This window comes from Marinifilum sp. N1E240 (genome assembly GCF_009295825.1).
GTDB lineage: Bacteria > Bacteroidota > Bacteroidia > Bacteroidales > Marinifilaceae > Marinifilum_A > Marinifilum_A sediminis.
The window spans coordinates 134,521-148,351 of the sequence record NZ_WHKF01000006.1; the positions used below are offsets into that span (position 1 = coordinate 134,521).

Genomic DNA, 13,831 nt, shown 5'->3' on the forward strand with positions numbered 1-13,831 from the left:
TGAACCACAAAGCACACCGAGCTACACTGAGAAAAAACAATTAATTTTACGCCAAAACTATAAATCAAACCTTACTTAGAATTTGATACTAGAAAAAACATATCATCCCTTTTCCCCACTCAATCAGTTTGTGGATGTTATTTGGTTGGGTAAATCCACGGAACTAAATGTGGAATCGAGTCATCATGCAGCTTTGTTTACCGAGCTGATCTTCAATTATGGCGATAACTTTCAGGTAGATGGGCAAAACATCGAGAACATCATTAACAAGCACGATCATCAAATTATATCAGGGTTAAAAACAGAACCCTTTCAAACCAAAATATCAGGCACTTATGGAAGCATCGGATTGCTACTAAAACCATTTTGTTATGGCATTTTAATCGAGAAGTTTGGTTCCCGTGCTATGGAGCAAATTTCTGAGATACTTTACGAGCACATCTTTGTTCCCAAGGAAGCAGATTTTAAGCTGGCAGAGCAACACCTGCTCCAATTGTTCTCGGGCAAACATATCGATCCCGACTTTATCAAATTTGAGAATTACATTTCATCCAATTTATTGGGCAAAGGAGCGCTTAAAGATTTTAACCTCTCCTTATCAATTACACAAAAAAGCTTTATCCAAAAATTTAAGAAGCATTACCTCTTAACACCTAACGATTACCTGAAACTAACAAGAGTAAACACCGCCATACAATTGCTTCAGAATAACAAATCAGAGAAATTGATAGGTGTAGCTTTGGATTCCGGCTTTTACGATCAATCCCATTTTATCAAGATATTCAAGAAGTTCTGTGGTTGTACTCCAAAAAAGTTTTATAAATTGTAGTGTAGGGTAAATTCTGTACAATTTTATCGGTAGTAAATCAAAGACATTTGCAGAAACTAAAAACACAGCAAAATGAAAGGTAAAAATTACGTATTTATAGCAAACAGTTTAGACGGGTACATTGCAGATAAAAATGGAGGTATAGATTATTTAAACACTGTTCCCAATCCAGATCATGATGATGCAGGCTACAACAATTTCATGAAAAAAATTGATGCCATTGTAATGGGTCGCTCCACTTTCGAAATTGTGCTGAGCTTTGGTATCGATTGGCCCTACCAGGTTCCTGTATTTATCTTGAGTAACAGCCTGCAAGAAGTTCCGAAAGATTACATCGGGAAAATTGAAATCGTATCTGGTACGCTTACCAATATTGTGAAAAATCTCAATCAAAAGGGATACCATCACCTGTATATCGATGGCGGCAAAACCGTGCAAAGCTTTCTACAGGAAGACTTGATCGATGAAATGATCATCACTACTATTCCTATCCTTCTGGGCGGTGGAATTCCTTTATTTGCAGAATTGCCAAATGAAATGAGATTTGAGCATACCCATACAGAAATCTATCTGAAAGAGATGGTTCAGAGCCATTACATTCGTAAAAGATAAAACTTACAAATAAAAAACCCCTGATTCAAAATCAGGGGCAAGTATTATATATTTTAGAGTTTACAAGCTAGCCCCCAACTGCCACAAGTCAATTATATAGTATTTATTGGGGATGTGTAACAGTTACTTTTGTTGTAGTCTGTTGTTATTCACAATTCGATAAAGATTCATCTAAATAACTGCCCAATAAAACCAATTCATCCTCTTCATATTTAAGCTCTATTTTCTTCTCATCAATAGGTTCATACCCTTTATTTTTACCAGAAGTTCCTCCATTTCTAGTTGGTGTGATAGAAATATCATTTTCTTTTCGATATATCTCGACTAATTTTGAAAATGACATTTGTTTTCTTATTGATGATAATCCAGTTTTCTTTTTATAATTCTCAGACATCTTCACAAAATCGTAATGCTTTTCTCTGACTGATTTTGATAATTCTAAATGTTTTAAGATTAATTCCTTTTTTCGCTCTGAACTTATATCTTTAGATTCAATCGTTAATAAATCTGTCTGCTTCCAAAGACCGCTTTCTATTCTGTAATAACTTTCAAATACAATTTGATTAGGATAATCGATTACAGTTATAAGATGTTCTTTAATGTTTTTATTAAAAATATTTAATAAGCTAATCATAGTATCGGATTTATTTTCTTCACTATATCATTTAGTCATTTTATACTGAAGTCTAATTCAATAGACTACAACGTTGTTAATAAGTGGTCGTGGGCTGATTTGAAAAACTAAACCTTCAAAATCCCACTTAGCCGAAGCTTTTGTTTGGATGTAAATTTATTCTTTTCACTAGCCGAAACAAAAGTATCGGCGATTTTATTAAACGAGCTAAACTCCCAAATTACATCTGACAGCCTATGACCTTTATTTATTGTTGGACACTGGCATTTTTTATTTACTTCAAGGCATTATTAAACTTTCATTCTCTATGTCAATTCTAAAATACCTCTGATTTTTTTCATAAAATTCCCCAAATCCAAATGACATCATTCTGTCAAAACATTCAAAATAATGCTTTCCTCTCCTTTTTCTATTTGCCAATAAAACTACGCACCATTTTTCTCCTGTATCAGAAAAGTACCCTAAGTATTGTCTATCATATTTGTTTAGAAATCTACCTACGTTTCTTTTTCTTTTATATTCTATTACACGAGAGTCTTTTAAATGAACTTCGTTGTACTGAGTTATTAACACTGATTCAATTAGTACTATTTCATTTTCACTTAGTCTAAATGTGGTTTTATTTTTATCAACTAGGTCGCCATGGTAACCTTCGGGGAAAATATAACCAACAAATCTTCTAGCTTTTACAAAGTAAGAAGTGTCTGAGAGCAATCCTTGTTCTTTGAGATATTCATATTCTTCACATTGAGAAAAGGCTGGTCGAATGATGACCAAAACCAATATTAATAATATATACGCTGTCTTCTTCATATTGCTGTATGTACAGGGAGATAGTTTACAGTTGTACAAATCACATGGTTTACACTATATGATTTGTTAACCGAATACTCTTTTATCTGTATTTTAAAAGTTTGTCGTTTAAGTAGCATAAAAATACATTTCTGTAATAGACCTTCCAAATTCCATTGCCTTTATGTTCAAATTCAAGCTGCTTTCCTACTAAAAGCAACAGATCCATTTTAAGACCTCAATAATTTTACTTTTTCAAGAACTGAAAGCAAAAAACAAAGCCTTAAAAGCTTGCCAAGAGACAAACTTTTAAGGCTTTTATAATGTAATCATCTAATTTTATGTGGATGCGCAACGGTTACTTTTGTTAGGCACTGTATTATTTTAATTCAATTCTAAATTCCTTCATCAATGTTACAGTTTCATCAATAAGTGACTCTTTAATTTGATCTTGGTTGTCCTCGAGAAACTTTTCAATTAAAAGAATGTCATGTTTGCTAATTAATTCCCTTTCATATTTTAATAACAATTCAAAAAGATTTAAACCTAGAAGTTGCTCTTCAAGCAAATAGAAGTCAGGATTGTCAATTTGCTCTATGATTGAGAGTTTTGCGTATTCAATGAATGTGAAAACTTTATTGTCATCTGAAAGGAGGGCAAGTGATGCAAAACAAAATGCTCTGCGTATTTTCATTCTTCTATTTTCAGTTGAATCCTCATATTCCCATAAGCTATTTTTATATAAGTATTTGAAAAGTTTTTCAATATCTCTGTTGAATTGTCCTGTTTTATCAAAATCCGTTCTTTTAACTAGATTTCTCTCAAATACATTTACAATGGAATCTGATTCTGGTTTGTGTGATGGATTTTGATCACAGTAGATAAAAGTCTTCAAAATTAAATTCTGTGTCTTCTTTGCTATAACTTCATTTTTAGCAAAAGCAGTTACCCAGAATAATCCAAGTATTAATATTGAAACTATCTTTTTCATCTTTGCGCTATATGTTTGTTAAGGCACATCCTTTACACAAGTTAAAGATTAGCCTTTACACTAAATTAATCTCTACCCTTGTTGATGATTCTTTTGATCTTAATTTATTTTCGTTAAAGTAGCCTAAAAATACATTTCTGTAATAGACCTTCCAAATTCCATTGCCTTTATGTTCAAATCCAAGGCATTTTCCTTCTAAAGCTGTAGATCCATTTTAAGACCTCAATAATTTTACTTTTTCAAGAACTGAAAGCAAAAAACAAAGCCTTAAAAGCTTGCCTATTGACAAATTTTTAAAGCTTTTATATTCTATTCATCTAATTTTATGTGGATGCGCAACGCTTACTTTTGTTAGCCACTGCTTTATTGTGTCAATTTCATTCTTCATTTCAATTTTGATTCCTTTACTATAGTTAGGATCCTCAAATTGAATTTCGATTCTAGAATTCTTTTCAGTCCATTGAATTATTCTGGCCTTTGGTAGACTTGTCATTCCTACATCAAATATCAATTCCACAGGGTAAGCAAATCCTATGAAACCAAGCCCAAATCCTTTTCCCATTAGTATTATCGATTTTTTCGTTAGAACTAAATCTGAGTTATTAAAGTCATAAATTGTTTTATTGATATTTGGAGGGAATATTTTTTTTACACTGAATAAGTCAAACCCTTTGATGTATACTTTAACTTCATTGAGAATTATATATTTACTATCACTTAATTCTCTAATAGCCTCACCACCTCTAGAATACATTTTATAATTCATTCCATATATAAATCCTTTCATACCTATAAATGCAAGTGAAATGAATGAAACTCCAACCAATAATGAACCAAGATTCAAATTAATAGTTTGAATAATTACAATTAATAATAGTATAAAGAACCCCAAATTAAATGGCCAAACAAATATGAATGGAAGTTTTGTGATCCTTATAAATGTTAGAAATTTTTCCTGCCTAAATTCCATAATAATTTAAAGTTATGGCTAACGGTCTTGCTACAATTTGTGGGCGATTCACAACTGCCATCTTATCAAAACCGCCCTGGGTTTATTGTTTTTGTAAAATTATCTAATTGAGCGTCACCACCCATTAATTTTACTTTTGTTGTAACCTGTTTTAACGGCACAACAATATCATCAATTACTTAATTTTTATCAAGAAAAGATTTTTTTAATTCTTCCTCCGTAATATATCCATGTTTTATCCAGCTTATATGAGCTCTTTCTTTAAAATTTGAGTGAAACTCCTTTATGATGGAATCATTTTCATTTTTAATTTCGAAGAATGTCAATATAGTATCATTAAGTCGTATTAATGTATCAGAACGAGAATTGCTATTAAAAATAAAGATGGAATCTGTGTTATTAATGATGGTTGCTTTATAATCAGAATGAAAGTATTGAATAGTATCGCCTTTAATTATATATTTTTGTGGAAACATATTTCCCATTACATGCATGTATGGATGTACAGTATCTGAATTTATATAGTATTCAACATAGCCGTCCTTTCTTGAAAAACTATACCATTTACCTTTTATATCATATGATTCACTTTGATTTCTACACGAAATTATATTAGCAAGTATTAAGACAGTACAATATATAATTAAAAGTCTCATAGAATTAAATTAAAATTGGCTACAACGTTTCGCGGGTATGGCGTCGTGCCGCCTTGTCCGCAGGTCTGTTGTTTTAAGTTCTATCGTTCAAATCTCACTTCTGCATCCAGCCGAGCCAAACTGCGGCATGCGCTATGACCCGCTGTTAGCGCAAGTTTTTATTTAATTATTTCAATTCTTTTCTGCCCCTCCACTTTTGGAAGAGCTTTGTTTACGAAAAATTTGTTCATATCAGAGTTAGTCTCGTAAAAAGTCACAAAATCCGTATTGAATTGCATACTACAAGCCGTAATTTGATCACCAATATTCCGATACTTCTTTAATTCGATTTCAACTGAATGCAGAGTCTGACCGATAATTTTTTTCCAGCTTTCTTCCTCATTTAATTCTACTCGTCTCCAAGATATTATGTCTGTCTCTGATACATTGAAGGACTTTGGCTCTGTTAGTTTTTTATTGTCTGCCTTTATTGTTTCAGCGTCTCCCTTTCCTGTCAAGCTCAAAAAAGAATTGTCAACAAACTTTATTTCTAAATCACCAACCCCATCTTCATCTTCTTGGTCATTTAAGTAGGTTTGAACTCTCGCAACTCCCAGAACAGTTTTACCTATACAATTCTGGATTGACTTTATGGTCTCTGTACAGTCTTTTGTTTTTGTCATTTAAATTTGCGCTAACTTGTTTGTTAGCTTAATAAAGTTGTGTTTATTTTTCTTTTATTCATTCAATTTATCAGTTTACACATCCGATATGGCTGTGTAAGCTGATAAGTTGATGACGAATTCCAGAGTTCATTAAGAGAATTAATAATTTTCTTTATTAAAATCATAAATGCAAATCTTACTAATTCTTACTCAAATCAGATCAAAATAATAGGCAAACATGCATGTCTTTCGAACACCATACTCTTTCTATTATTTATAATGTGCACAATCAGTACATTTCATCCCCTCCAGTACTCCTCAAACAAAGCTATTTACAATAGCTACTGCTTATCATTAAAGCTTTGTTAAAGTTAACAAATTGATTAAACCAAACAATACATATTATAATATATAAATAAGCTATTCCAATTAAAAATCACAAAATTATCAACGATTACTTCTCTTTCAACAAGCAATCCATATTGCTTTGCAAATTCTGATAAATCCTAATTCTTAACAACAACACAATTTGCAATCACAAATAGAGAACTAAAGCACAACAACCATTAAAAGCCACCTTACCTGATAAGTATATGCCCATTCAGTAACAAATCAATAGTACTTCACATATCATCGTTCATTTCATTTTTCCATTCATCCTTTTTCAATCCGCAGCATTCTTTTTACAATCAGAAGTATTTTTTTTAAAATCAGAGTCATCCTTTTTTCATCAGAAGCATTCTTTTTAAAATCAGAAGCATACTTTTTACAATCAGAAGCGTTCTTTTTAAAATCAGAGTCATCTTTTTTTAATCAGAAGCATACTTTTTAAAATCAGAAGCGTTCTTTTTAGAATCAGAAGCATACTTTTTTAAATCAGAGTCATTCTTTTTATCGGCAGGCTATACAATTTTGTAGAATCACAATTCTAAATCTTCACAGAATGCATATTTTCATTAAGCTGCCAATACATGATAGAATCAATATCACAATCGATAAATAAATGGCTAGTACTGGCTGTAGTGTCAACAGCACAGATTTTTGCGGATGGTAATTTTCAGTCAGTCTCATAGTAGTAGTCGAAATAAAGTTTAGTAATATTTTTGATTATCTATTCAATTTCAAAAAATCACATGTTCAAAGCGTCTTCTATTCATTCCAATCCTTTTAGAATTCATTCTAAGCTCACCCTCTCCCATCACAATACTTCCCTTTCACACTTGCTACCCACTTCACTTAAAAATTATCTAAAAATGCAATCCAAATCAACATCATCATTCTAATTAATAATTTTTAAATATTTATATTATCTACTATACAGAACAATACGAGATCACTAACTTCCAGAAACACATTAGAACCTCTCCATTCGGCATCATGAAAAAGATCATTAGAATTGAAGCAATGCCTTAGTAAGATCGGGAAGCTAAGAACTTGTTCGAAGATCATCCGATCGCACTTAGGTATTGCAATAAGAATCATGATCTTTTTAATGTAGCCTTGACCTTTTTGCTTCGTTTTTGGGTCAAGCCAAAAATGAAGAGCCCGTCCGGCTTAAGGACAAAGCATATTTTTAATTAATCATTACAAAACACCCCTCTCCCTATCGGGATCTCCCCTAAAAGGGAGAAAACCAAAATCAACCTTCTCAACCATTCAAACGAAACCACCGACCCGCATCAGACAAAAATCCCGTAAAGAAAATCGAAAGAATGAAGCGTTAAAAAAACTGGCGTGTTTGAGGAACGTTAGGCTCGATCCGAAAGTAATCGGAATCGAGTCTAAAAGGACGAGTTCCAGGTTTTAGCGAAGTGATTCGATTTTTAGAGATTTTTTCTGCCGCGGTAGATTTTTGTTTACTTTTCATCAATGGAAAAGTAAAAGCCCGTCCGGCTCAAGGACAAAGCATATTTTTAATTAATCATTACAAAACACCCCTCTCCCTGTCGGGATCTCCCCTAGAAGGAGAGAAAACCAAAGTCAACCTTCTCAACCATTCCAATAAAACCACAACCCGCATCAGACAAAAATCCCGTAAAGAAAATCGAAAGAATGAAGCGTTAAAAAAACTGGCGTGTTTGAGGAACGTTAGGCTCGATCCCGAAGTAATCGGAATCGAGTCTAAAAGGACGAGTTCCAGGTTTTAGCGAAGTGATTCGATTTTTAGAGATTTTTTCTGCCGCGGTAGATTTTTGTTTACTTTTCATCAATGGAAAAGTAAAAGCCCGTCCGGCTCAAGGACAAAGCATATTTTTAATTAATCATTACAAAACACCCCTCTCCCTGTCGGGATCTCCCCTAGAAGGAGAGAAAACCAAAGTCAACCTTCTCAACCATTCCAATAAAACCACAACCCGCATCAGACAAAAATCCCGTAAAGAAAATCGAAAGAATGAAGCGTTAAAAAAACTGGCGTGTTTGAGGAACGTTAGGCTCGATCCCGAAGTAATCGGGACCAGCATAGCTGGAGAGACTAAAAGGACGAGTTCCAGGTTTTAGTGAAATGATTCGATTTTTAGATTTTTTCTGCCGCGGTAGATTTTTGTTTACTTTTCATCAATGGAAAAGTAAAAGCCCGTCCGGCTTAAGGACAAAACATATTTTATAATTAATCACTAAAAACACCCCCTGCTAGCACGAGCTTGTAGCTCGTGTTTTGCGAAAGCAATAGAGTTAATAGTTAAAACAAAAAAAATCTACAGAGAGAGTTTTTATTACTACATTTTAAATCTGCCATGGCAGAGTACGAGCTATAAGCTCGCACTAGCAAGAGCAGGAAAAATGTGCTTGTAAAAATCGAACATAGAGTCATATTCTTGCTTCTTCGGATACATATAAAACCTGATAGCTTCGTTTTATACTAAAAGTGATGAATAAGAAGCCATATAAAACATTATCTCATCTATTTTGTGTATTATTAGGACTAATTATAAATAGTAGCATTCTAGAATGGCAAGATCACACGGAACAGACACCTCAAATATTCCCAAAGGAAAAATTAATAAAACAGGCTTACGCAGTGCCTTACGACTTTACAAATACATTAAACCCTACCGGGGACAGTACTTTTTAGGTATCTTCTTCTTACTGGGATCGAGTTTGGCAAGTCTGGCTTTTCCAAAGCTCTTAGGCGATTTGGTAAATACCGGAAATAGCACAACACTTGGTCAGAGTTTGAATCAAACTGCCTTTTTAATTGTTGGAGTCTTAATTGTTCAGGCAAGTTTCTCCTATTTGCGTATCGTATTGTTTGTAAATGTAACCGAGAAATCGTTGGCAGCTTTGCGTCAGGCAAGTTACAGGCATTTAATAAAATTGCCTCTGCAGTTTTTCGAGAGAAGAAGAGTTGGAGAACTCAATAGCAGAATATCGGCAGATGTGGTGCAACTTCAGGAAACCATGACAAGTACCCTAGCCGATTTTATTCGACAGATTATTGTGATTACAGGAGGAATTGTTCTATTGGCAATTATTTCCCTTAAGCTCACTGCATTTATGCTGATTACTCTCCCTCCTACTATGATAGCAGCGAGATTCTTTGGCAGATTTATCCGTAAATTCTCTAAAGATGTACAAACCAAGCTAGCCGATTCCAATACCATTATTGAAGAAACCCTGCAAGGAATTCAGAGCGTAAAGGCATTTACCAACGAATACATAGAAATTGCCCGCTACAAGAAAAAAACATTGGAAATTGCCGATTTGGGAATGACACGGGGCAAGTATCGAGGAGCTTTTTCTTCTTTTATTATTCTGGGACTTTTTGGTGCCATTGCAGCCATGGTGTGGCAAGGATCAAGATTGTTACAGGCAGGTGAAATGGCTGCAGGAGATTTGTTTTCTTTTGTGATCTACTCCGTTTTTGTAGGTGGAACCATTAGTGGATTGGCAAATGTGTACACCAACATTCAAAAGTTTATTGGTGCAACCGAAGATCTTTTCAAAATTTATGACGAGGAACCGGAAGACATTCAGGATGTCAACCATATCGATCCTAAGTTTAAAATGAATGGAGAAATCAGCTTTCGAAATTTGAATTTTGCTTATCCATCGAGAAAAGAACAGTCGGTTTTAAACCATATCAATTTAGAAATTAAAAGTAATAATATGATTGCTCTGGTGGGACACAGTGGAGCTGGTAAAAGTACCATGGCTGCTTTGCTATTGATGTTGCATCGCCCACCTAAGGACAGCCTGTTTTTCGATCAGTTGGATAGCTATGATTATCCTCTTTCTGCATTAAGAAGTCAGATCTCCCTGGTGCCACAGGACATTTTCCTATTTGGTGGAAGCATTAGCGAGAACATTGCCTATGGGAAGCCCGGAGCTAGCGAAGAAGAGATTTACGAAGCGGCAAAAAAAGCCAATGCTTTGGAATTTATAGAACGTTTTCCGGAAAGATTTGATACCATTGTTGGAGAACGTGGTACTCAGCTATCAGGCGGTCAGCGACAGAGAATTGCCATTGCACGTGCCATTTTAAAAGATCCTAAAATTCTAATATTAGATGAGGCAACCTCTTCTTTGGATTCTGAATCTGAAAAATTGGTGCAGGAAGCTTTGGAGAAATTGATGAAAGGAAGAACATCTATTGTGATTGCTCACAGATTGTCAACAGTTAGAAAAGCGGATGAAATTGTGGTGTTGGAACAGGGTGAGATTGTTGAGAAAGGCACTCATGAAGACTTGATGAAGATCACCGAAGGAAAATATAATAAATTGATACAGTTGCAGTATTCTAATTAATTCGAAGATTAAGATATCTCTTTCGAATTGTAAGTATCATAAATTATTTATAATTTCATTCAATACAAACTAACCCGCTTTTTTTGAAACTATGTCGGCAAGTAATATTTTTCTTATTCTAATCAGTGGTCTTGGAGTACTTCATGGCTTATTTCTAGCAGTTTATCTGCAGATACAAGAGAAATACAATACGACATCGAATAAATTTTTGGCGCTATTATTACTTGTTCTCTCCTTTCGTGTGGGGAAATCAGTTTTCCTGGAGTTTGCAGATACATTGGAACTTTGGTTTATATTTATTGGATTAGCTGCCATAATGACTATTGGTCCCCTATTTTATTTCTATATAAAATCATTAATCAATTCTGAATTTAAACTCAAGGCTAAATATTACCTGCACTTTATTCCTGCCTTAGGCGGTATTGCTTTTAGTATTTGGACCAATACTCAATCTATATTTTCCATTCCAAAAGTGGTTTTGGTAGTGGCTTTTTTATCCTATTACATTCACTTTTTACTTTACCTGATAATTTGCTATCGATTTATTCGTAAAAACCGTAATAAGGGTTTGGATACCAATTCTTACTCCCTTCTAATGCTTTTGTTCTATTCATTATTGGCAGTTTGGTTGGTCTACGTACTTAATTTGTTCGACGAGTTTATTCCCTATATCATTGCTCCAATTCTATATACTATTATTGCTTATGCAATTAGTCTGATAGTGATAAAAAAAGGCTATTTAAAGACAGAAAAATACAAAAGTTCAAATGTATCAGAAGAACTTATTAATGAGATTTGGTTGAAAGTTCAGAGGCTGGTTGTAAATGAAAAGCAATTTAAAAATGGAGATCTTACTCTAAAATCATTAAGTAAACAGCTAAATGTAACGAGTCAAACTCTTTCATTGGTGATTAATAAAAAGAACCAGACGAACTTTAATAGTTTTATCAATAAATACCGCATTGAGGAATCCATTCATCTCTTTAAAGATGAAAAATACAAGGATTATACAATAGCTTCGGTATCCTACGAGGCTGGTTTTAATAGTGTTTCAAGTTTTAACAATGCATTTAAACTATTTACCAACAGCACTCCATTGGCTTACCGAAAAAGCCTGATCAATTGACCATTTAGTTTATCGAAATGATCATTTTATAAAAATGAATCATAGAATTTACCTTGATTTGAAGCAATAATCAATCAAAAGTAAATTCTATGTTGAAGTTTAAGAAATATCCCATTTTAAAATGGTTATTAAGCATTATTAGCTTACTAATTGTATTCCTAATCGCTTTCGGATTTTGGTTCATTAGCCTAATTCCAGCTGGTCCCAATCAGGCAATTTTAAATCAAACACAAGCCAAAGATCTTCCCTACATAATCAATAATAATCAAACCAAACATGGCAAAATACTAGCTGTGCTTACCAGTTGTGAAACCATGGGAAACAGTGGAAAAGATACCGGTTATGAATTGACGGAACTGTCACGCGCCTACTATGTTTTTCAAGCAAATGGTTTCGAAGTTGACATTACCAGTCCAAAAGGTGGAAATCCTCCTGTTGTAATTGATGATGACGATATGGCTGAATTTGATTTCGCCTTTTTAAATGATCCTATTGCTCAACAAAAAATTGAAAATACAAAACCATTAGCAGAAGTAGATGCAGAATTGTATGATGCCATTTATTTTGCAGGAGGAAAAGGTGCCATGTTCGATTTCCCGGATAATGCAAATATTCAGGAAATCTTAAGAAATTACTACGAATCAGGAAAAGTGATTGGAGCTGTTTGCCATGGTCCAGCCGCCTTAGTTAATGTGCGCCTTAGCGATGGCAGCATGCTAGTGGACAAAAAGAAAGTCTGTTCCTTTACCAACCAGGAGGAACTGTTCTTACTATCCGATGCCAAAGAGATATTTCCTTTTTTATTGCAAGATCAATTAACAGCCAGTGGAGGAATTTTTATAGAAGGAGATCAATATCTAAACAATGTAACTGTAGATGGCGATCTGATCACGGGTCAGAACCCTTGGTCTACCTGGACCTTGGCAGAAACCATGATCGAAAAACTTGGATATATTCCTGTAAAAAGAGAAATAACAGAAGAAGAGATTGCCATAAATGTTCTTTTGACTTATGAAACCAAAGGATATCGAAAAGCCAAAGAATTGGTGAATAGCATTGTAAAAAAGCAAGAAAAAACTGTTAGCAGAAACCTCTTGGGTATTCATAGTATAATTGCCATCATGAAGTTGGATCTCAAAAAAAGTTTTGATTTGATTCGACTCTTGAAATACACGAGTGATATTGCTGAAAAGAAATAGTAATCTATTTGGCTTGATAACATTTGATTAGAATTGAACTTTAATCTAGTCTTCAAGCCAGGTAGACTTTTCTTTCATGCATTCTCTCTTTAATCTATAGATCTTTTACCATTACTTCTGGAAAGCATTTTACACCCAATTGATCGCAGCCATTGCAACCGACATGAGGAGCTTCCGATCTCACAATTGTTGAAAAACCTTGAGTTCTAAAAAAACCAGGAGCTCTTGCACATAAGAATAGTTTTGAAGCATTTAATGCCTTTAGATGAGTCAGTGCCTTATCCAGAAGGCGTTCTCCTATGCGTTTTTTTCTATAATTTGAATCTATAGCTATACCATCAAGAACATAGTCACCATTCCTAATTCCTAAAACGCATGCACCAACTAACTTTTCACCATCGAGCGCTTCCCAATAATTGATCACCTTGTCTGTAATTTGTTTTTGATCCTCGGTGAATTCCAATTCATTGTCAATAAAAAACTGAATGATTTCTGTATATCGACTTGACTTTTGGATATTTATCATCTCTTTTGTCTCCTATAATTAGAACATATAAGTTTGAATTGCCATTACGAAATAAATCATGATAACAGTTCTATGCAAGTTACTGGATTTTATGAAAGTTGCTCCG

Annotated in this window: 12 protein-coding genes; 5 read left to right on the forward strand and 7 right to left on the reverse strand. The window is 33.9% G+C overall.

Annotated elements, in window-relative coordinates; translation table 11 throughout:
* The first annotated feature begins 82 nt into the window (after window positions 1–82).
* Complete coding sequence (locus tag GCQ56_RS15215; RefSeq protein ID WP_152735389.1) at window positions 83–829, forward strand: helix-turn-helix domain-containing protein; 747 nt, start codon at window positions 83–85, stop codon at window positions 827–829.
* A gap of 72 nt (window positions 830–901) precedes the next feature.
* Entirely contained in the window at window positions 902–1,441 is a 540-nt protein-coding gene (locus GCQ56_RS15220; RefSeq protein ID WP_152735390.1) for a dihydrofolate reductase family protein, read from the forward strand.
* Between the two features lie 145 nt (window positions 1,442–1,586).
* Here GCQ56_RS15220 and GCQ56_RS15225 read toward each other — a convergent pair whose 3' ends face one another.
* From GCQ56_RS15225 to GCQ56_RS15250, 6 genes are all read right to left on the reverse strand, one after another.
* Window positions 1,587–2,075: a hypothetical protein gene (locus GCQ56_RS15225; protein WP_152735391.1), complete on the reverse strand. Its 489-nt coding sequence runs from the start codon at window positions 2,073–2,075 to the stop codon at window positions 1,587–1,589.
* Between the two features lie 279 nt (window positions 2,076–2,354).
* Entirely contained in the window at window positions 2,355–2,888 is a 534-nt protein-coding gene (locus GCQ56_RS15230) for a hypothetical protein (RefSeq protein ID WP_152735392.1), read from the reverse strand.
* A 358-nt stretch (window positions 2,889–3,246) separates the two neighbouring features.
* A complete protein-coding gene (locus tag GCQ56_RS15235; protein ID WP_152735393.1) occupies window positions 3,247–3,858 on the reverse strand; it encodes a hypothetical protein in 612 nt (203 codons plus the stop codon).
* A 313-nt stretch (window positions 3,859–4,171) separates the two neighbouring features.
* Window positions 4,172–4,828 carry a hypothetical protein gene (locus tag GCQ56_RS15240; RefSeq protein ID WP_152735394.1) on the reverse strand — a complete coding sequence of 219 codons (657 nt, stop codon included), beginning with the start codon at window positions 4,826–4,828 and terminating at the stop codon, window positions 4,172–4,174.
* 179 nt (window positions 4,829–5,007) lie between these two features.
* Window positions 5,008–5,484 (reverse strand): hypothetical protein, encoded by a 477-nt coding sequence (locus GCQ56_RS15245; RefSeq protein WP_152735395.1) that lies wholly within the window; start codon window positions 5,482–5,484, stop codon window positions 5,008–5,010.
* A gap of 158 nt (window positions 5,485–5,642) precedes the next feature.
* Complete coding sequence (locus tag GCQ56_RS15250; RefSeq protein WP_152735396.1) at window positions 5,643–6,146, reverse strand: hypothetical protein; 504 nt, start codon at window positions 6,144–6,146, stop codon at window positions 5,643–5,645.
* 2,931 nt (window positions 6,147–9,077) lie between these two features.
* On the opposite strand from GCQ56_RS15250, the gene GCQ56_RS15255 reads away from it, so the two are divergent.
* From GCQ56_RS15255 to GCQ56_RS15265, 3 genes are all read left to right on the forward strand, one after another.
* Window positions 9,078–10,874, forward strand: a complete 1,797-nt coding sequence (locus GCQ56_RS15255) for an ABC transporter ATP-binding protein (RefSeq protein ID WP_152735397.1) — start codon at window positions 9,078–9,080, stop codon at window positions 10,872–10,874.
* A 91-nt stretch (window positions 10,875–10,965) separates the two neighbouring features.
* The gene (locus GCQ56_RS15260) at window positions 10,966–12,000 is read left to right on the forward strand and encodes an AraC family transcriptional regulator (protein WP_152735398.1); all 1,035 of its coding nucleotides are present in this window, start codon (window positions 10,966–10,968) and stop codon (window positions 11,998–12,000) included.
* A gap of 89 nt (window positions 12,001–12,089) precedes the next feature.
* Window positions 12,090–13,199: a type 1 glutamine amidotransferase domain-containing protein gene (locus GCQ56_RS15265; RefSeq protein ID WP_152735399.1), complete on the forward strand. Its 1,110-nt coding sequence runs from the start codon at window positions 12,090–12,092 to the stop codon at window positions 13,197–13,199.
* 94 nt (window positions 13,200–13,293) lie between these two features.
* Here the strand turns inward: GCQ56_RS15265 and GCQ56_RS15270 are convergent, their stop codons facing one another.
* Window positions 13,294–13,725, reverse strand: coding sequence for a GNAT family N-acetyltransferase (locus GCQ56_RS15270; protein ID WP_152735400.1), 432 nt, complete (start codon window positions 13,723–13,725; stop codon window positions 13,294–13,296).
* Window positions 13,726–13,831 lie beyond the last annotated feature (106 nt).

Excerpts from the sequence above, each read along its gene's own strand:
- GCQ56_RS15270 (WP_152735400.1), bottom strand. The coding sequence starts at position 13,725 with ATGATAAATATCCAAAAGTCAAGTCGATATACAGAAATCATTCAGTTT.
- GCQ56_RS15225 (WP_152735391.1), bottom strand. The coding sequence starts at position 2,075 with ATGATTAGCTTATTAAATATTTTTAATAAAAACATTAAAGAACATCTT.
- GCQ56_RS15255 (WP_152735397.1), top strand. The coding sequence starts at position 9,078 with ATGGCAAGATCACACGGAACAGACACCTCAAATATTCCCAAAGGAAAA.
- GCQ56_RS15235 (WP_152735393.1), bottom strand. The coding sequence starts at position 3,858 with ATGAAAAAGATAGTTTCAATATTAATACTTGGATTATTCTGGGTAACT.
- GCQ56_RS15250 (WP_152735396.1), bottom strand. The coding sequence starts at position 6,146 with ATGACAAAAACAAAAGACTGTACAGAGACCATAAAGTCAATCCAGAAT.
- GCQ56_RS15240 (WP_152735394.1), bottom strand. The coding sequence starts at position 4,828 with ATGGAATTTAGGCAGGAAAAATTTCTAACATTTATAAGGATCACAAAA.
- GCQ56_RS15260 (WP_152735398.1), top strand. The coding sequence starts at position 10,966 with ATGTCGGCAAGTAATATTTTTCTTATTCTAATCAGTGGTCTTGGAGTA.
- GCQ56_RS15245 (WP_152735395.1), bottom strand. The coding sequence starts at position 5,484 with ATGAGACTTTTAATTATATATTGTACTGTCTTAATACTTGCTAATATA.
- GCQ56_RS15230 (WP_152735392.1), bottom strand. The coding sequence starts at position 2,888 with ATGAAGAAGACAGCGTATATATTATTAATATTGGTTTTGGTCATCATT.
- GCQ56_RS15265 (WP_152735399.1), top strand. The coding sequence starts at position 12,090 with ATGTTGAAGTTTAAGAAATATCCCATTTTAAAATGGTTATTAAGCATT.
- GCQ56_RS15220 (WP_152735390.1), top strand. The coding sequence starts at position 902 with ATGAAAGGTAAAAATTACGTATTTATAGCAAACAGTTTAGACGGGTAC.